16 protein-coding genes are annotated in these 20,831 nt (G+C 35.2%); 14 read left to right on the top strand and 2 right to left on the bottom strand.

Going from position 1 to position 20,831, the window contains the following annotated elements; all coding sequences use genetic code 11:
- From Q0L29_RS12410 to Q0L29_RS12430, 5 genes are all read left to right on the top strand, one after another.
- Nucleotides 1–153 (top strand): fructose-6-phosphate aldolase (locus tag Q0L29_RS12410; protein ID WP_296622121.1); only part of this gene is annotated, 153 nt, incomplete at its 5' end.
- Between the two features lie 105 nt (nt 154–258).
- Complete coding sequence (locus Q0L29_RS12415) at nt 259–972, top strand: cell division ATP-binding protein FtsE (protein ID WP_296622097.1); 714 nt, start codon at nt 259–261, stop codon at nt 970–972.
- Nucleotides 973–1,019: 47 nt separating this feature from the next.
- Entirely contained in the window at nt 1,020–1,409 is a 390-nt protein-coding gene (locus tag Q0L29_RS12420; protein ID WP_296622099.1) for a hypothetical protein, read from the top strand.
- Between the two features lie 291 nt (nt 1,410–1,700).
- Entirely contained in the window at nt 1,701–3,569 is a 1,869-nt protein-coding gene (locus Q0L29_RS12425; RefSeq protein ID WP_296622100.1) for a tail fiber domain-containing protein, read from the top strand.
- A gap of 49 nt (nt 3,570–3,618) precedes the next feature.
- Entirely contained in the window at nt 3,619–7,323 is a 3,705-nt protein-coding gene (locus Q0L29_RS12430; protein ID WP_296622102.1) for a T9SS type A sorting domain-containing protein, read from the top strand.
- 203 nt (nt 7,324–7,526) lie between these two features.
- On the opposite strand, the gene Q0L29_RS12435 is transcribed toward Q0L29_RS12430, so the two are convergent.
- Nucleotides 7,527–10,769 (bottom strand): S41 family peptidase, encoded by a 3,243-nt coding sequence (locus Q0L29_RS12435; protein ID WP_296622103.1) that lies wholly within the window; start codon nt 10,767–10,769, stop codon nt 7,527–7,529.
- A gap of 262 nt (nt 10,770–11,031) precedes the next feature.
- Here Q0L29_RS12435 and Q0L29_RS12440 point away from each other — a divergent pair, with 262 nt between their 5' ends.
- The 9 genes from Q0L29_RS12440 to Q0L29_RS12480 all read left to right on the top strand — a co-directional run bounded on the left by Q0L29_RS12440 (nt 11,032) and on the right by Q0L29_RS12480 (nt 19,048).
- Entirely contained in the window at nt 11,032–11,553 is a 522-nt protein-coding gene (locus Q0L29_RS12440; protein WP_296622105.1) for a hypothetical protein, read from the top strand.
- Nucleotides 11,554–11,626: 73 nt separating this feature from the next.
- Nucleotides 11,627–12,352: an NAD(P)-dependent oxidoreductase gene (locus Q0L29_RS12445; protein ID WP_296622107.1), complete on the top strand. Its 726-nt coding sequence runs from the start codon at nt 11,627–11,629 to the stop codon at nt 12,350–12,352.
- A 726-nt stretch (nt 12,353–13,078) separates the two neighbouring features.
- Nucleotides 13,079–13,363 carry a hypothetical protein gene (locus tag Q0L29_RS12450; RefSeq protein ID WP_296622108.1) on the top strand — a complete coding sequence of 95 codons (285 nt, stop codon included), beginning with the start codon at nt 13,079–13,081 and terminating at the stop codon, nt 13,361–13,363.
- Nucleotides 13,364–13,431: 68 nt separating this feature from the next.
- A complete protein-coding gene (locus Q0L29_RS12455) occupies nt 13,432–13,566 on the top strand; it encodes a hypothetical protein (RefSeq protein ID WP_296622110.1) in 135 nt (44 codons plus the stop codon).
- Between the two features lie 355 nt (nt 13,567–13,921).
- Nucleotides 13,922–14,500, top strand: a complete 579-nt coding sequence (locus tag Q0L29_RS12460) for a sigma-70 family RNA polymerase sigma factor (RefSeq protein WP_296622111.1) — start codon at nt 13,922–13,924, stop codon at nt 14,498–14,500.
- Complete coding sequence (locus Q0L29_RS12465) at nt 14,487–15,146, top strand: hypothetical protein (RefSeq protein ID WP_296622113.1); 660 nt, start codon at nt 14,487–14,489, stop codon at nt 15,144–15,146. The genes Q0L29_RS12460 and Q0L29_RS12465 overlap by 14 nt, the downstream gene beginning before the upstream one ends.
- 19 nt (nt 15,147–15,165) lie before the next feature.
- On the top strand, nt 15,166–16,482 hold the full coding sequence (locus Q0L29_RS12470; protein WP_296622115.1) for an outer membrane beta-barrel protein: 1,317 nt from the start codon (nt 15,166–15,168) through the stop codon (nt 16,480–16,482).
- Nucleotides 16,483–16,758: 276 nt separating this feature from the next.
- Complete coding sequence (locus tag Q0L29_RS12475) at nt 16,759–17,121, top strand: hypothetical protein (protein WP_296622116.1); 363 nt, start codon at nt 16,759–16,761, stop codon at nt 17,119–17,121.
- The gene (locus tag Q0L29_RS12480) at nt 17,108–19,048 is read left to right on the top strand and encodes a tetratricopeptide repeat-containing sensor histidine kinase (RefSeq protein ID WP_296622117.1); all 1,941 of its coding nucleotides are present in this window, start codon (nt 17,108–17,110) and stop codon (nt 19,046–19,048) included. Before Q0L29_RS12475 ends, Q0L29_RS12480 begins: the two co-directional genes overlap by 14 nt.
- A gap of 143 nt (nt 19,049–19,191) precedes the next feature.
- Here Q0L29_RS12480 and Q0L29_RS12485 read toward each other — a convergent pair.
- Nucleotides 19,192–20,831, bottom strand: a 1,640-nt coding sequence (locus Q0L29_RS12485) for an ABC-F family ATP-binding cassette domain-containing protein (RefSeq protein ID WP_296622119.1), incomplete at its 5' end; no start/stop codon positions are given.

Below are 20,831 nucleotides of genomic sequence, written 5' to 3' on the forward strand. Positions count from 1 at the left end.
CTTAGGGATGATGATTTTGTATTAATTGCTTATTTTAGAGCCGACCGTCCGTTAAAAAATTTAGACAAATATGGATTGGAAGGCAAGGAAGATGCCTTGCAGGAAGTTATAAATCAATTACCTTTCGGTAAAATTCAGGCTTTAGACATTTAAATAGCGCCTAATAGACAATTACTGCAAAGTTGAAGTAATTGATTGATAATCAGAATTAAATGATAATTTTTTGTATAATTAAATTTTAGAATCCATATAACTAAGATGTCATCATTTTCCAACGAACCCGTAATCCGCATTGAAAACGCTACTATCTTTCAAGAAGATAAAGCAATATTAAGTGATATTTCATTAAATATTGGTAAAGGGGAATTTGTTTACCTTATTGGTAGAACTGGAAGTGGAAAAAGCTCTTTGATGAAAACGCTTTATGCTGATTTGGATTTGCGTTTGGGTCAGATGGAAGTGGCAGGATTCAAAATAAATGGCATAAAATCAAAGCAAGTTGCACAGCTTCGCAGAAAGATTAGTGTTATATTCCAGGATTTTCAGCTCCTTGCAGATCGAACGGTAGCTGAAAACCTTTATTTCGTAATGAAAGCCACTGGCTGGAAAGAAAAGTCTAAAATGAAAACCCGTATGGCGGATGTTTTGATGGGAGTAGGATTAGGTGCGGTAGACAATAAAATGCCCCATCAGCTTTCAGGTGGGGAACAACAAAGAGTCGTAATAGCAAGAGCACTAATAAATGAACCTATCCTTTTAATAGCTGATGAGCCAACAGGAAATTTAGATCCAGAGGTTTCAGAAGGTATATTTAAACTATTTACAGACATCAATAAAAGCGGTACAGCCATATTGATGGGAACTCATGATCACAGCTTCTTAGACACGCATCCTTCCAGAGTATTAAAATGCCAGCAAGGTAAATTATTAGACTCCGATAAAGAAGATTTCGATTTTAAGAGTAATTATTAAATCAGGCTCAACCTTAAACAAAAAGCTTCATTTTTGCTTTTTGGGGTATGTATAAATCTGAATCCCGACCTGCAATACCTTCTGCAGAAGTTAAAATTGGTACCAAAGACATTGAATCCTTTCAAAATGAGACTTTAAGACCTATTATAAAACAACTTCACAGCCTTTTATTAAACCATTTTTCTAATTTGCTCTTTACCAAAAAGAGCGAATACTTTAAAATTTCAGAGAATAAGAAAGCAAATTATATTCATTCTATTTTTCAAAAAGAAATCAGATACAAGTCAGAACTGAAAGGAATGATTATTGGAAATTTGACAGTTCAAGAGTTTGATCAATACACTTCCAATTCCAGATTAATTGATAAAAGAATATATTCTATCGTAGAGGAAAGAATTTTAACCAATCAAAAAGAGCTTCAGAAACTCCCTAAATAAAGTATCCCTATCTAATTTGAAAAAAATCATTTTTCAAGAGAAGTCATATCGTTCAATTGTTCTTTATTATAGCCAGGGGTATCCTTAACAGACCTATTTTTAACTTTTCACTTTCATAGATTTCTGATATCAAACCCGTTCAATCTTACTTCTAATTTAATCTGTAATATAGAGAGCTTCATCGAAAACCCTTAATCTAACCATACCTATTAATAGGTATTTTACAGAATTGGTCTTTCATACTTAAATGTTAACCATTATATTACATATAAAAACTAAACTTAATATGTAATGAAAAAGGTTTACTTATTTCTCGCTTTCTTTTTATTCGGATTTATTTTAACAGCACAAAAACTTCCTTTCCAAGGATATTTGGAAGAATCTGGAGTTCCTGTAAATGGCACTAAAACTTTTATATTTGAACTTCCTGATTACGGATGGACTGAAACCATTGTAGGGGTACCTATTGACAATGGCATCTACAATGTAGTACTTGGTGAAATTACTTTGTTACCTGATTCAATTTTTGCAAATGTTAGTGAAACTCCATTAAGCATAACAGTAGACACTACAAATATAGGCAGCGTTACACTATACAAACCTCTTATAAATGGAACATCATTAACCAAAAATGGTGAATCTATAAAAATAAAAGATTCAACAGGCAAACTAAGGGGAGAATTATTACCGAGAGATTCAGATGGCCAGTTACGATTATATGGTGCTAATGACTCACTTAAAGTATTTTCGGGAGGAGCTTACGGAGGTAGGTTTATGTTATTTGATTCGCTTGGATTCTTAGGTGCTCAATTAAGAGTAACTAACAAGGGAAGTGGAAGTTTATATACAAATAATAGTAACCATACAAATGTGGGCTGGTTCGGAGGTTATGGCAATGATGGTTTCACACAATTAATCTCATACGACAGTGCTGAAGCCTTAAGCGGAGCTCTATTATTAGGTTCTTTTGCAGATGGAAAATACCCAGAAGTGTATTTAGAAGGTTCTGTTCAGCCAAATTTTGGCTTAGGTCGGTTTAAAGTAATTGCATTGCCAGGTGGGGAAGAAACAGCTCAATTAGAGATAAATAGGTCAAATGGTGGAGGTCAGGCTCGATTATCAATAAGTCAAGATAACGGAGGAGCCGACCCGACCGGGGTTAGTGGAAGTTTAGATTTATTTGCGGATTCTTCTCCCAATTTTCTCTTTGGATCAGCTGGATGGCAAGATCATGATTTAGCAAATATGTCAGCTTATGGTGCCATAGGTGATGGAGGTGGTTGGTATTATTCAGCTTTGGACCTCGGTGTAAGTAGAAGTAGTGACGGCTTACAAGAATTCGGGTTTCTAAATTTTCAAAATAACCAGGCTGGTGCAAGTACTAACACAGTATCGTTAAATGGAAATTTCAACGAAACAGGGGCTGGAGGAATACAAATCAGAAATAGTACAGGTGCCCCCACAATTTCATTTAATGGTGACCAAGGCTGGGGTAATTTCAATGGCAAAATTGATGTTAGAGATACTTTAGGTAATCAAAGTATAACTTTGGATGGTACAACAGGGATTGGTAGTTTTCAAAATGTTGCAGTTGGCTCTCAAACCAATGGAATAATTCATTTATATGGAGAAGACAACACTGCTATTGATAATTTAAGACTTCAACTTGAAGTTAGACCTGATGGATTTGGTTCTTCTCATGCCTTTATAGCAATGAAAGATGATAGTGTTAATACCACGATTACCTTAAATGGCTCAACTGGAGTTATTAATGCTGTAACAGTAAATCAGACTTCTGACAAACGCTACAAAAAGGGAATAACCACACTAGACAATTCATTGGAGAATACTCTTAAATTGAGGGGTGCCTCCTACTACTGGAAAGACCAAAACAAATCACAAAAGAGACAGATTGGGGTAATTGCCCAAGAAGTGGAAGAAGTATATCCGGAATTTGTACATACCAATCAAGAAGGATATAAATCAGTGAATTATGCTCAGATGACAGCAGTATTAATAGAAGCCATCAAAGAGTTAAATGCAAAAGTGGAGAATTTAGAAAAGGAAAATGAAGCCTTGACTACTGCACTTAATGAGACAAAAATATTATCTGAAAAAATTGATAAGTTGGAAAAGTTATTGTCTTTAGATAAAAAATAGCTGTAAATTAATTTTAAAATAATAATCACATTTTTTGAAATCTATGTCTATGAAACGATTTTTAATTTTTCTGGTAGCCACACTATTTTTTGGAAACCAAATATTAATTGCCCAACAACAAATTCGGTATAATTATGGAAATTTTGCGGCTAAAGTAGAAAGCGGAAGTGTAAGTATGCAAGTTTCACCTTCCGTATATAGTACACAGAATTTAAAATCCGGAACCTACCAATCCCGGCAAGGATTTTTATCGGTCTTAGTTAATGGTAATGTTGAAGATTCTTTAGCTTTGGTAGATTTATATAATGCAACAAATCCTGGGGATACTGCATGGACTAACGCAGATGGTTGGCTTACATTGCCACTTAATCAATGGTATGGTGTGCAATTAAATGCAGAAGGAAGGGTCACAAGTATAGATTTAAATAATAATAATCTAAATGGAACTTTACCCCAAAGCTTTAAGAACCTAGATTCTTTAGTGAATATGTATTTCTATGTTAATCCCAATTTAGGTGGTGAATTATTCGATTTTATTAGAAACCTTCCGGCCTTGGAGAGAATATCTGCACATGATTGTAATTTCACAGGCCCTATCTACCCTGAAGCTTTTCAGCAAAGGCTAATCGAATTAAGAATATTCAATAATTTTATTTCAGATACTATTCCTCCTGAGATAGTCAATGCTCCTAGTCTAGATGAATTAAGCTTAAATGGAAACGAATTAGTTGGACAGATACCACCAGAAATAGGTCAGCTTCGGAAACTAAGGATCTTAGACTTAAGTAATAATATGCTTGAGGGAGGAATCCCTATAGCAATAGGTCAAATGGATAGTTTACAGTTTTTATATCTGGAGAATTTAAATTTGGGTGGTGAAGTGCCTATTGAAATTTTAAACTGTCCTTCCTTGATAGAATTCTGGTTTAGTGGTAACAATTTCACCGGAACATTACCTGATGTTCTTAATATGCCAAACTTCAGAGCATTGCAAGCTGGAGGAAACCGAAATCTTTTGGTTGACTTACCGGATAATTTAGGGGAGTTAACACAATTAGAATTTCTTTCTATATGGAATACTAAAGCTAATGGAGGAGCATTTCCTGAAGGAGTATATAATTTAACTAATCTTTATGGGCTGGATTTATCAGAACAGCAATTCACCGGAACCATCGATCAGAGAATTGGGAATTTAATCAACCTTAATTCACTTTATTTAAGAAATAATCTTTTAGAAGGTGCTTTCCCAATAGAAATTACTTCAGCTGGAAATTTGAACACTTTTGATATCAGCTCTAATAATTTTGATTTTATGCCTGATATTAGTGCTCTACCTAATTTACAAACAGTTAACCTATCCAATAATCAACTACAATTTGAAAGTTTAATTCCATATCTAGCAATTGTAAATTACAATTATAGCCCGCAACGCAGAATTGGCACTCCTCAGGATATTGAAGTAGCGATTGGCGCTTCTCACGATATAAGTTCTGCAATTAATGCATTTGACAGCACTAACTACCAATGGATCTTAAATGGTGATTCTTTAGCTAACGCTATTAACAATACTTTGACTATAGATAATTTTACCACTGCTAAATCAGGTCGCTATATATTGAGAGCAACACATCCTAGTTTAGTTGATTTAGTATTAAACTCAGCACCCATTAATTTAAAAATTGCTGGAGGAAAAACCAATTGGTATGTGGATAATAGAGCCGAAACTATCGCAGACTTTAGGAATTTATCTCAAGCTGTAGCAGCCACTAAAGGAGGTGATACTCTTTATATAGCCGGTTCTAATGAACCATATACTGGAGCTATAGTAGATGGTCCAAGGGTTTTTATAGGGCCTGGATATTTCTTAGAGGAAAACCCTGAAACGCAATTTAACAAACAAGCAGCTACAGTAGATTTTATTGATTTAACTGCTTCATCGGATGGAAGTGCGGTTTACGGAATATCTGCAAGATTATTAAGGCTCAACAACCAATCCTCTTCGGCCACTGATGTTTTAGAAAATGTTAATATTGTTGGTAATAACCTACAAAATTTGACTTTAATCGATAAAAATGATAGTATAAGGATACTTAGAAATATTATTGGGGACTTACAATTTGCTTCGACTACCGTTCAAAATGCCATTAGATCCTATGATAATTTTGATGTTCGGAATAATATCATAGATACGATAAGTACTTTCTTCGATATCATCTCTCCTAATAAAAACAGCTTAGGAAATATGGTATTTGATTACAATAATATTCGATTCATTAACGATAGTATTAATGGAATAAGCTTTTCTAATAGTATTGTAGGGACACAAGGAACAGGCACGAACACTTTTAGTAATAATATTGCTTATGAAGAGGGTCTTTTCACTAATTCGAGTGGTACTTTTTCTGTTGATAACGATTACATACCTATTGATGCCAGCCTAGCGCAAGGTGCTTATGCCGGAACTGATCCTTATCAATTAAGTGGTTTACCACCTGTACCATCAATTTATAATATTGTAATTGGAGCAAGATTATCAGCTAAGCTCAATGTGAAATCCAATAATGAAAATAATATTGCTCGGATAAGATATCTTTATAGAAGAAATAATCAATCAACATCCCCTTATAGTGTAAGAGGATTTACTCCTTCTACAAATTTAGAAGTTGAATTTTTACCTAATCGGTCTGGCATTGAGCCTAATCAAATTTATGATTTAGTTTTCCAGGCGGTAGATGCAACAGGGAAGCGAAGCCATAGGACTTATATCCCCTATGAAACTATTGCAGCCAACCTTTCTGGAAATGTAGTAGATATCGATAATGTAAATGTAAATGAAGGAAATGTTAGGCTATTTGCCATTAATCCTTTTGCCAATAAATATGATACCGCTGCGGTTCAGTCATTAGCAGGCAGCAGTACTTTCAATTTTGAAAATTTAATATTAGGCGACTATATCATTTTGGCTGATCCTGATGAAATCCAATATCCAAATTTGATTCCTACCTATTTAGGGAATACTTTGGATTGGCAGGTTGCTGACACTCTATTTTTACAACAAAGTATAAGTGGAATAACTATTAATGTAGAAAAGGAACCTGAACCACTAACGGAACCCGGCTCAGAAATATCCGGAATTATTGAAGAAGAATTTGAAGAAGCAGATTCTTCATTAAGATTTTTACCAAGGAAGAGAGTAAGTGGTGCCGGAGTCAGTGTAAGAAGACTTACGGGCTCCTCAAGGCCAGAAACTAGCCTCAGATTGTTGGATAATGATTATGAGTTAGTGGCTTATGTTAAAACCGATGAAAACGGTGAATTTACATTCCCTAACCTCCCTAGTGGGGATTATAGAATAAGAGTTGAATATCCGGGTGTGGAAACTGACGAAACTTCAGATATTGATTTTAATTTAAGTGGTGAACAGGGGGAAGTGGTAAGTGTAGAAGCTGTAGTTGAAGACGGAAAGATCAAAGTGACAGAAACCGGTAGAGTAACCGCCAATAATCCTGATAATTTGATGAGTTTTAGCTTTTACCCCAATCCAGTAAAAAACATATTGAATTTAAACCTGGAAAATGCTCTAGAGGCAAACCAATTGATAATATTTGACATAAAAGGGGTTATTCATAAAAAAATACAACTTCAAAATGGCCAAACTCAAATCGATTTGAATCATTTAGCAATTGGAAGTTATATTATCCGATTACAGGATGGTAAAGGAAATTATGTTATGTCTAAAATGATTAAGTATTAAGAGATTTGCTTAAGTCCTAATTTAGAAATTTATAAGGTTTAAGGGATACTCCCACTTCCTATAAAAAAAGGTCGACCGAATTTTGGTCGACCTTTTTCATAATGTTAAGTACATCAAAACATTACTTTTAAATAGGTGGTTTTTCAAAGCTCTTATGTTAATGCATTTTATACAACATTAATATTTGAGATGATATTAAATTACTAATTATCCTCAGGTCGTTTCCATCTCACAGGAGCTTCCGGCTCAGGCTGCATTTCAAATTCCTCTGTTTCCAATAATTTCAACGCTTCTTCCACCGCTTTTTCCAATTGCGCATCTCTACCTTGTAAAGCCAATTTAGGATCATCTATTACTTCAATGTCAGGCGCTACTCCCTCTCCTTCTACAGCCCATTCACCATCAGTATCATAAAATCCTCCTCTTGGAGCTACCATTCTTCCGCCATCAATAAATCTTGGCGTATCCCAGGTACCTACAAGTCCGCCCCAAGTGCGAGTCCCTACCAAAGGCCCAATATCTTTTTTCTTAAACATATAAGGCAATAAATCGCCACCAGAACCCGCTCTTTCATTAATGATCATCACTTTTGGTCCCCAAATACCTGCAATTGGTGAAGTCCATGGACGATTATCTCCGGCTTTGCTGTTGAAATAACCAATGGGTTCGCGGGTCATGATATCAATCATGTAATCTGCCGCTGAGCCACCACCATTATTTCTCTCATCTAATACCACTCCTTTTTTATCTTGCTGTGCAAAATAATAACGATTAAAGCTGGTAAAGCCAGGTCCACTGGTATTAGGAATATAAACATAAGCCAGTTTTCCGTCTGACATTTCATCTACTTTTCTTCTGTTACCTTCTACCCAATCAATATATCTTAGGCGATATTCGTTACCCACAGGCTTCACATATACTCTTTCTGATCCTGATTTTGATGCAGTGCTATTGACCATAATAGAAACCGTTCTTCCTGAAGTTTGGGCAAAATGCTCATAGATATTATCATTAGCCGTAATATTTCTACCATTTACTTCTAATATATAATCTCCTTCTTTTACCTTTTGGCCAGTTAAACCAAGAGGCGCATCAATATCTGGGTTCCAATGCTCACCATCATAAATCTTGCTGATTTTATAATAACCGTTTTCAATTTCAAAATCAGCTCCCAGCAAACCAACTGGGACCCTGTCTACATCCGGCATATCACCACCTGAAACATAGGAATGACCAATTGCCACCTCACCACTTAAAATATCCACTAAATAATTCAAATCAGTTCTGTGATGCACATGTTCAACCCATGGCTGATACCAACTATACACTTTATCCCAAGGTGCACCATGTACATTGTCCACATAAAGGAAGTCACGCATAAATCTCCAGCCTTCTTTAAAAATCTGTGCATACTCAGCTTTAGGCACCACATTTATTTTGGCTGATACTGAAATTTTATCTTCAGGCTTTACTTTTCCTTTTGTTTCACTAATATTCCAGTTCCCACCTTTTTGAAAAAGCGTATAATCACCATTTTTGGAAAGTACCATTTGACTTACACCCTCTTCAAAATCCTCCGCTTTTTCCTTTTTCACATCATAGTTATGCACTTTCAATCCTTGCTGATTAGGTATTGATTCTGCAATGAAAATTTTATGCTTCTGACCACTTTTGATAAATTGATAATTTCGTTCGGGCAGCTTTAATGAAACTATACGGTCTTGAATATTATTAAAATCAATTTTCACGACCGTTTCTTCTTCTTTTTTATCCTTTTTATCTTTTTTGTCCTTAGTATTTTCTTCCTCTGTCTTCTTTGCTTCTTCCTCATCACTTTCAGGTAAATTTGGAGCTTGACCATCAGCACTTAAAACTATTGCATACAAAGCTCTGCTTACCGAAGGATCATAAGAACTCATATCCAACCAACCTGAATTCAAACCATAATCAGTACTTGCTAAGAAATACAAATATTTCCCTGACTGATCCCACTGTGGAGAAGTAGCATCCGCTAATGGATCAGACACTTGATGTGTTTGGCCAGATTGAGTATCATAAATAAAAATAGCTTTGAAATGACTATTTTGCTGTTTTTCATAAGCAATATATCGGCTATCGGGCGACCAGTTCGGATTCATGGTCCTGTTTGGATGCGCATAGCCATCAGTATCTACTTTTTTTACTGCTCCATTTTCCAAGCTGATATACCACAAATTATAATCGGTATCCGTATAACTTATCAATTTACCGTCAGGAGACCAATCCGGAGTGAAATAGAAAGTAGGATTTTCCAGCGCATATGATTTTTGGTTTTCTCCAAATTGATTGGCAACTACTAATTGATATTCACCGCTAGCGTCTGAAAACCAGGCAATTTTATCTCCTTTCGGCGACCAAACCGGATATCTATCAGCCACACCACTACTCTGGGAAATATTTCTCCAGCTTCCCTCCTCTTTCGGAAAGGTAAAAACATCTCCTCTATGCTCAAAAATGGCTCTTTTCCCATTGGGTGAAAGATTTGGATTACTTACAGTTCCTGCGGTAACATCTTCCCATCTTTCTCTGCTAAAATTCAAATCACCCATGACATTGATTTCCAATTGTTTGCTTGATTTATCATTGGCGTTAAGCACATGTAAATAGCCGCCTTGTTCATATGCAACTTGTTCTCCGAAAGCGTCCAGGCTCTTTACATCGAATTTTTTATGAAAGGTAATTTGTTCCTCTTTTTGTGATGCTAAATCGTAACTCCAAATATTACTAACATAATCTCTTTCGGATAAGTAATAGACCTTCTGCCCTACCCAAACCGGATCAAGATGTCTTTCCTTGTCTAATTGTGGAGTTCTGGTCAATTCCTGATTCTGCAAGTTCAAAATCCAAATCGGCATGGCTTGTCCACCACGATAATTTCTCCATTCAGGATCCCATGATGTAATCGGGGTATAAGCTAAATAATTTCCATCAGGAGAAACTTCTCCATACGAAGCTCTTATATCCACCAATGGCTGAGGGAAACTACCTTCAACTGATACAGTATATAATTGAGAGGTTTTAGTAGGATGAGCCTTTCTTCCAGTTCGGAATAAAATTTCTCCTTCTGGAGTCCAAGCTTGTACATAATCTCCACCCGGATGATAGGTCAATCTTTTAGGGTTTCCGCCTTCAATGGGTATTACATAAACGTCAGTATTACCATCGTATTCAGCACTGAAAGCAACCCATTTACCATCATCAGAAAAATGAGGAGTTGATTCATAGCCTTCATTGGTCGTCAGGCGAATGGCATCACCGTCTGCTAATGGAGCTTTCCATAAATCATTGGCATAAACAAATACCACATGCTCCGCAGATAAAGTAGGCTGCCGCAAAAGCATTGTACCCTGCGCAAAAGTCTCTGCAGAAACAAAAGCCATTAAAAGGAATAGATATATTTTCTTCATAAGAACTGATTTTTTGATTTGAAAAGTAATCTAAGAAATTCGAGTGAAATATGGTAGCAGAATTACATGAGTGTAGTAGGTGTTGAGATTTTGAGGTGTAAGGGTTTTGAGGTGAGTGATTTGTTGACTTATTTGCTTTTTACAATTCTCATACTATTTCAATAACTTTGGATAAAAACTAAACCCTTTTTATATGGCATCAAATTTATCAATCATCTTCTCATTTATAATATTAATTATGAACTCGGTTAACCTTGAAAGCATGAATGAGAAAAATCCACTAGATGATAATTATCTTATAAAAAATGAAAATCATATTGTGACTTATGAATGTTTAGAGAAAGACATAAAATTTAAATTTGATTTCATAGGAGATGAAACAAATGAATTAGATGGTAAATGGCCAAAATTAGATTTTTATACGATTTGGGTAGACTATAATAATAACAATAAAATAGATTCGCTTCTTGACAGAAATTTTAGCCCTATTACTTATAAATCCGAATATTTGGTTTGTAAGTCTTTAATGTTTTCAAAAGTAAGACTTAAGCCCTGCATTTTAAATACAGAGGCAATCTGTATTAAAGAGTTTACTGCTACTAATAATTCTAAAGACAGACATGTTTACTTCGAAATGATTATTCCTAAAAATGAGTTATCACGATCAAATAAAATCAGTGTTTATTTTGAGTTTTTTGATGGAAATGGAAAAAAGTTCTCATACCCTTCAAATTCTCCTTTATTCAATGATACTTATTTAATTGATTGTGATTTAAAAATTTAACACTCTATTTCAAAATTCCCTATTTCATATAATAAATACTTTAGTTTATATTTGATTGAAAACTAAAGACCTTATGAAGACCTTAATTGTTGGCGCAAGTGGAGCAACAGGAAGACTTTTAGTCGAGCAACTACTATTTGCACGAAAAGAAGTCAAAATTCTGGTTCGCCCTTCTGCCCATATTCCTGAATTATGGCAGCACAATGAGCAAATCCATATGGTTCATAGGAATATTGCAGAAATAAATAGTGATGAAATGGCTGTCATCATTTCTGATTGTGATGCAGTGGCCTCTTGTTTGGGACACAATCTTACTTTTAAGGGCTTATTCGGAAAGCCTCGCAGACTCGTCACCAACGCGATTCAACTCATCTGTGAAGCTATTTTACAAAACAATGCTGATAAACCGATGAAATTTGTTTTGATGAATACAGTTGGCAATCAAAATAGAGATCTGAAGGAACCCATCTCTACAGCACAAAAAATTCTAATGGCCTTGATACGATTATTTATTCCTCCGCATGCAGACAATGAAAAGGCATCTGATTATTTAAGACTTCAAGTTGGCCAAGTCAATCCCAAAATTGAATGGGTGGTCGTCCGACCAGATACTTTAATTGATGAAGAACAGCTTACGGATTACAGCCTGCATCCATCCCCTACCACAAGTGCAGTTTTTAAAGCAGGAAAAACCAGCAGAATAAATGTGGCACATTTAATGTCGCAACTTATTCTAAATGATGATATTTGGAAAAAATGGAAAGGACAAATGCCAGTGATTTATAATAAGGTTGAATAGGTGCAAAACTCCATTCAATTAAATATCAATATTACATATCAAGGTTTGTTCGACCTCTTTTGTGCACTAGCATCCCAATGGGGTAATGAGGATGCAAAAATTATTGAACTTATATTATAGGAATACCATAGGTTTTATCATTTTGACAACTCGAATGGCAATGTTCTTTGTTTTCATTTTTAACCTAATCTTTTTTCTACTATATAACTAGCTCGATTAGCCTATTGCTAAACTGCCAATTAACAACTCACCCCTGATTTGTCTTTGACAAATCTTCCCCTCTCTTTTCAAAAGAGAGGGGATAAATAAAGTCCCCTTATACATTTTAGAATGATTGCTTCAGTATTATTCCCTTCTCTTTTTGAAGAGAAGGGTGGTCCGCCAGCTTTCGGATCGGGATGAGTTCGAAAATGCCTGAACAAGAAGGAGGAAATCTCATATCATCTACAAAGTTACCTCCCTTTAGGTTCAGTTCTCAGCCAAAGGCTGACCAACCTGTGGTTGGAAAGACTGTGAGGAATTGATAAAAAAGATAGAAAAATCAGGAAAGTTTACTGCTGGTACGCTAAACTTTCCGCTCTCTCCGAGCAAGACTTGTCCCGTATTCATCTCAATTATATTTGGTTTAGTGATTTCGAGGTATTTATTAAGACTATACTAAAATATTTATATAAAAGTACTTTGTATTTCAAAGTAAACATTATATTTGTTAAAAATATAAATGACATGGAAACAAGAATCGGACATTTAATCAGTTGGTTATTCGGAATTTTAGCTTTGGCAATAGGATTTGTAAACACTTTTTGGGGCAATGACCCATTTTTTGGCATATTTATAATGTTATGCTCATTAATATACTATTTACCAATTTATGGTTATATCAAAAAATTGACTGACATTACAATACCTAAGTTCACTAAAGTATTATTAGCAATCTTTATCTTATGGGCTGCATTAGGCGTTGGTGAATTATTTGACAAAATAGAATTGATGATGACTAGTTTTAATTAAAGCTGATAGCTTTAAGAGGATTTAAAAAAATTAAAAACTAAATTACTTCTATAATATCGACTAATCTCATGAAAAAGAACCTTATTATAGCTGTCCTTTCCATCCTTACTGCAGCCTCCATTATATTTGGATTTTCTCAGAAACAAAAAGCTGAAGAGCAAGAGGCTCTTACTGACAAATATTCTGATTTGATTGAAGAGTAAAGAAAGCGAGCAGAAATAGCAAATAAAATAGCAATAGAACAAAGAAAACAATTAGACCTTAATCGAGAAAGAACACAAGAAATATCAGAAAAAGCTTTAAAGGAAATCAACAAGATGCGGAAAGCAGCTGAATTAAGTCAAGAAAATCAATAATCCGAATCGTTCCCTGGTCCTAGTTTGTGCCAAAGCCACCCCAATGAGGCAATGAGGACGCTTGAAATTATCGCATTTGCAATACGGAAATAAATACCCTAGAAACATTTCAATGCAATAATTTCGTTAAATTTCAAAAAACTTTATCAACCCACGCAACCGATGGCAAACTATCTGCATCTTCTTAATGTAACCAGCAAAAATGAAAGTGTTTATCAACAAATCTAAAACGGAAGAAGACTTAATAGCAGGATGCATTAAGCAGAAAGCAAGTGCACAGCGTGCCTTGTTTGACAAATACTCCGGGAGGATGCTCGGCCTTTGCAGACGGTATGTAAAAGACGTATTGGAAGCAGAAGGTGTGATGATAATCGCCTTCACAAAAATATTCGAACGAATAGAACAATATACGGGAGAAGGAAATTTTGAAGGCTGGATGAAACGCATCATGGTAAATGAATCTTTGCAATATCTGCGGAAGCATAAAAACATGCAACTGAATATCGATATAGAAGAAGCATATCACTTGCCGAATTTGGATGCCATGGAAGACCATTTGCAAACAGAAGATTTAATGCAAATGATAGCAGAGCTTCCTGTAGGGTATAGAACGGTTTTTAACCTCTATGCCATTGAAGGCTTTTCTCATAAGGAGATAGCCGAACAGTTAAAAATTAATGAAAACACTTCCAAATCGCAGTTGAGCAGAGCAAGGGTTTACTTGCAAAAGCGCTTAGCGGAAATGGAACAAGAAATATCAATAAGTCATGGAAACTCATAAAATAGATCAATTATTCAAGCAAAAACTGGAGCGCCACAGCGAACCGGTTTCAGCCGATGCTTTTGCCAAAGTGCAAGCCCAAATGAAAGGGAAGAAGCAAAAAAAGGGATTCCCGTGGATGATAGCCGCTAGTGTTAGTATCCTTTTGGTTTTATCATTCGGATTGGTATATAATTTTAATCAGACAGAAGAACAAAATATTGCCAAAATTGAATTAAACAGTGCTCAGCTAAGCTTTTCAGGAAATGATATTATATCGAAACCGGAAATTGCTAAAGAAGTACCGGTACAAAATTCAGTTGAAAAGCGTAACAGTTCAGTACAAACTACAAAACCAACTTTAGCTAAACCAGCAATAGAAGAGTTCAACAGAATGGCCTCCATCGAAAAGGTAAATGGTTTTGAAGCTGATTTTGGAATTAATAGAATACCTGAATTAAGATTATCACCTCAAAAGCAAGAAAATAAGGTAATAGTTGAAATTCACTATGCTTATGCAGAAACTAAAAAAGAAGAGAATTTAATAGTAAAGAGTAACAAAAAGCTTAAATCACTGGCCAGTGAATTCAGTTTAGCGGACTTGAGAAGTGCAAAAAACGAATTGTTTGCTTCTGCATTTCAGTTCAATAAAAAAGAAAATAATTAACAAAGAAAAAGACACAGATATGAAAAATATACTAAAAATATCGATAATAGTTTGTTTTGGCCTTTTCAGTCAAATGGCCAGTGCAAATAGTTGGAATACCGACACTTTAAAGGTGATCCAAGCAAATGGAGAAATGGTTAAAATTATCTTGAATAATATTCAGGATAAGGAAGATGTAAAAGCTTTGAATTTGAAGAAAATACTGGAAAGCATTTCTGAAAATGCAGGAGACTTAAATGACGAAGAAGTTCTTGTAGCAGGAGAAAATGTGACGTATTTAATCAAACAATCAGGTGATTATTATTACCTGAGTGAGTTAAGTACAAAAAGTAATGATCTGTACAAAGTTCAAATCTTAGAGACTACTTCTAGAACTGAATTGGACAGAATTAAAGAAGAAGCTTCCAAGAGAGGAATTGAAATTGCTTATGAAAACCTTCAGATCATTAATGGAAGAATTGAAGCCATCACCTTAAAAGTAGATTGCAATGACGGATATTCTGGCACAGCATCTACTACGAATATGCCTGAATCCGGCATAGGCTTTATCAGAGATTATTCTGCTAATGCAGATGCACATTTTCAAATGGGTAAAATATTTACAAACGGTGATGATGATTCAGAAAATGACTGGGGTAGTGAATTTGAAAAAGATTTCAGTACGGCTTTCAATAAAGAGAAAGTGGTAGAAAAAGATAAAGACCGACTCGTTAAGCACGACCAGGATATTGAATTTTCAGTGGGTTTGAACAACTATTTAAATTCAAGCGATCAATTTCCTGATACGGACAATAAAAATTTCGCTTTGGATCCTTTAACTTCCTGGACTTACGGAATTCATTCTAATCATAAAATATCGGTTAGTCCTTATGTAAAATTCAATTTCCAATTAGGAATATTATGGAACAATTTTGCGCTGGCTGATAACAACTATCAATTTACAAAAGGCCAAGAGCAAGTAGAATTACTAGATAATGATTTATCTAGGCCAGATATTAACCCAACTAGAAGTAAATTAAACATCACTTACTTGAATTTCAACTTTGTTCCAATGTTCCACCTTGGTAAAAGCAGTGATGCCTTCAGAATTGGTGTAGGTCCTTTCGGAAGCTACAGAATTGCCAGCAAATCAAAATTCAAATATGATGATGATGGCAAGGATGTGATAAAAAACAATTTCCATATCAACAACTGGAAGTACGGCTTAAAAGCGCAAATAGGATGGAAAGGTGTAGACTTGTTTGCTACTTATGATTTGAGCCCAATCTTTATAGAAGACAGGGGACCTGAAGCAGATTACCCGCTAAGAGCGATATCGTTTGGGGTAATATTCTAAGCCTCATCCTTAATCCTTCTCCAAATGTAGAAGGAAACCGTTCTAAACGACATTATCAATAGACTAAAGGCAGCATGGAATCAAATTCATGCTGCCTTTTTTATTTAGTTCTGAGATGATTTCACCAAATCAAAACTAATTCACAAGATAAAATACAACCACTTATCTATAAAAACTTTAAGTTCATCCAATAAAAGTTAAAGTGGCTTAAGATGATACCAACTAATATTTAAATATTACTATATTTGAAGGATACAAAACTAAACCAAAAACTACATGTCAACAGAAATCATCAACATCAGTAAACAAGAAGGCAACAATCAACTGTACTTAACAGATAATGAAGGCCATTCTGGTAAAAATAATATCACAACCAATGTAAAAAAAGGCGATACGGTTACCTGGAAGCTAGTTCCCAATGGAGGAATAGACCAAATTACAGGAATTACGGCCAAACCAAATAGCCAAGATATTTTTTCTGTAAATCCAGCTCCTGTAGATCCAAATGATCCAGCTTCCGATTGGACAGGAACTGTAAGTGAAAATGCAACAGGTTCAGAATCTTATAGTATTGCGTATAAAATAGGGAATGATCCCTTTGTGGATGATCCTGAATTAGAAGTAGATGAAAAAGGGTAAGATAGCCCCATCATTATTAAAAAGTATTTTCTTCTTATGTCTTTTCTATCTTTTGAGTCATTCTTTGATAGCTCAGTATGCGGAATTTGATAGTCTTAATAAATTATTAATAAAGGATAAATTCAAAAATGATTCTGCAAAGCTTAATGTTTATGATGAAATAATAAGAAATTCTCAGTTAGATTCTAAAAAGCGTTTGAAGTATGGTTTAGAAGCCTTGAAAATAGCCAAAAAACCAAAAAATAGTATTTGGTTATACCCAATACAATATCGTCTCGGCCATATTTATAAGAAAATCGGGAATTTAGAGGACGCTTTGTTTTATTATTTAGAAGCATTAAAGCTCGCCAAAAAGCAGGAAGACATCAGACGGCAGTCTTTAATGTACAGTGCTTTAGGTACTCTTTACCGCGTAAGCGAGGATTATGATAAAGCGATAAAGTATTACAGCTTAGGAATAGAAAGCCTTCGTGACGGCAACAATAAAATAGATTCAACCAATTTGGCCAAAAGCCTAATGAATGCAGGAGAATTTTACCGAATTATCGGAAAGTATGATTCTGCATTAATCTATTTTGAAGAATCGGGTAAAATATTCCAAGAAGTAGAATTTTTAATGGGTACTGCCTATACTATAGGTAATATGGGCCTGGTTCACGCCCAAAAGGGAGAACACCGAATTGCAAAAAACAAAATGGATCTAGCTACTGTCATTCTAAGAGACATGGGTGATTTTTATCCTATAGCAGTGTACGATCTCTATATTGCGGATATTTACAAAGAAAATAATGATTTAGAACGTGCTATAGAATATGCTGAACATAGCCTTACAATAGCTCAGGAACATTCATTGAAAGAGCAAATCCGTGATGCCAATCTTAAATTATCCGAATTGTATGATGACCAAAATGATTACCAAAAAGCCTATTTTCATCAAAGCCAGTACTTAGTTTATCGCGACAGTATCAATAGTGAAGAAAAGATCAGGGAAATAGCCGATATGAGAACTGAATACGAGGTTAACCAACGAGAGGCGGAGATTCAGCTATTAAAAGCAGAGCAAAAAAATAAGTATGCCATTTTTGCTTCTATGGCTATAATCATTTTGTTGTTGGCTATACTCAGCATTTTATACTACCGCAATAGCAGAAAGAAACAAAAGCTAAATTCATTACTAGAGGAGCGAAAAGAAGAAATTGAGGCTCAGAGAGATCAACTGGAAGGCATCAATGAAACTCGTGAGAAATTCCTTTCTATTATTGCGCATGATTTGATGGGGCCTGTTAATTCCTTTAAAGGCTTATCTGCTATTATGAAAATGAGTATTTTGAATCAAGACCTTAAAGATTTACATGATATTCATGCTGTTTTTGATAAAACGATCAGTAATCTATCTACCTTATTAACTAATCTATTGGATTGGTCAGTAACGCAGCAAGGAAAAATCCCTTATCAACCTGAGAGAATTCTGCTTAAGAAATTGATCGGTGAATTGACGGATCTGTTTTTCAATATGACACAAGCAAAGAAAATAAGTTTGGAGTCGAATATTCTTGATAAATATTTTTTATGGGCAGATGTTAACAGTGTGAATACCCTATTAAGAAATTTGGTGAGTAATTCCCTTAAGTTTACCGAGGAAGGTGGAGAGATTACTTTATCGGCAGAAAAATCTAATCCTTTTATATTGATAAAAGTATCAGATAGCGGAATTGGAATGCCTCAATCTAAAATAGATTTGCTTATTGATGAAAATCATTTTGAAATCAGCAAAGGGACTAAAGGCGAAGCAGGAGTTGGCTTAGGACTTCAGTTAGTGAAAGAGTTTGTGAAAATGAATCAAGGTAAAATGGAAATTAAAAGCGAAGTAGATGAAGGCACTACTTTTTATATTTATTTACCTGATTATGATAGCCTAGCCCCCTAGCCCTCGAAGGGGGAATCAGCTCTAAAACACTTTTGTATTTTAATTTGATACTTCATTTTTCTAAAATGCGTAATACGTATCCATAAATTACTTATTTACTACTAATATCAATCCGTGCGTTCTCCCCCTTTGGGGGTCGGGGGCTACAACTCCATCGCCAAACTTTCCCATTTTTCGGTATAAGCTTCCAGTTCCTTATTCACTTTATCGAATTCTTGATTCACTTCAAAAAGCTTATCAGGATTACCATAAACATCAGGTTTCGCCAATTCTTCTTCCAGACTATTTTTATCAGATTCCAATTTCTCGATTTGAGTTTCTAATTTTGAGAGCTCTTTTTGCTTGGCTTTAAGCTCAGCATCTTCAGGCTGATGTCTCGGCTTGGTTTGTTTTTCCTTTTTTTGCTCTTTTTTTATTTCATCTTCAACTTTTTGGTCATCAGCTTTGGCTGCCTCTCTTTTGGCAAACCAATGCTGAAATTCATCATAAGTACCCGGATATTCTTTGACCTGGTAATCCTCTATCCACCAAATTTTGTTGGCTACATTCGATACGAAATATCTATTGTGGGAAACGGTGATGAATGAACCTTCATATTGCTGCAATGCTTGAATCAGAATGTTTTCTGATTGCATATCCAGATGATTAGTTGGCTCATCTAGCAGAAGAAAATTCGCATTGGAAATCATGGTTTTGGATAAAGCCACTCTGGATTTCTCGCCTCCAGACAGCACTTTGATTTTCTTGAAAACCTCTTCATCCCTGAAAAGGAAACAACCTAATAGATTTCTCAGCTCCATTTCAGTTCTGTCGCTACCTGCCTGCTTCAACTCATCCAAAATCTCATTTTGAACATTGAGAGACTCCAACTGGTGCTGAGCGAAAAATCCAAATTCCACATTATAGCCTTCTTCTCTTTTTCCTTCAATCTTCTCCTCTCCTGCTATAATTCTCAATAAAGTCGATTTACCTTTACCATTGGCACCGATCAAGGCAATCTTATCACCTCGCTCAATATGAGCGTCAGTATTTTCTAAGATTTTGATGTCTCCATAAGATTTAGAGACTTCATTCAAGCGCATAATATGCCGACCAGATTTATTATTAATATTGAAGCTGAAATTGATCGTAGCATTATTATCTACTACTGCATCCACTTTATCCATTCTATCCAAGGCTTTCACTCTGGATTGCACCTGCTTTGCCTTAGTAGCCTTTGATCGGAAACGACTGATAAATTGCTCCGTTTGCTTTATTTTCTGTTGCTGATTTTCGTAAGCATTTTGTTGCAATTCAGCTCTTAATGCTTTTTCTTCATTATAGAAATTCCAATTTCCAGCATAAACATTCAGTTGCTGTTGTTCTACCTCAACGGTCATATCAATCGTTCTATTCAAAAACTCTCTATCGTGAGAAACAATGATATAAGCTCCTTCATAGGACTTTAGATAATTCTCTATCCATTGGATAGAAGGCAAATCCAAGTGGTTGGTAGGCTCATCAAGCATCAAGAGTGATGGCTTTTCTAGCAGAAGCTTAGCGAGCATCACTCTCATTCTCCATCCACCGGAAAAAGTTTTGAGCGGTCGCTGAAGATCTTCTGTTTTAAAACCGATTCCCTCCAGAATTTCTTCCGCTTTAGCCTGCAAGCTGTAGCCCTCCATCATTTCATATTGTTCCTGTGCTTTGGTTAGCTTATCCACCAAATCATCAGAATAATCTTCTTCCATCTTCTTCAAAATGGATTCAATTTTTTCCTGTAATTTTAAAGCCTCTTTAAAAG

Source organism: Marivirga sp. (genome assembly GCF_024636815.1).
Classification (GTDB): domain Bacteria; phylum Bacteroidota; class Bacteroidia; order Cytophagales; family Cyclobacteriaceae; genus Marivirga.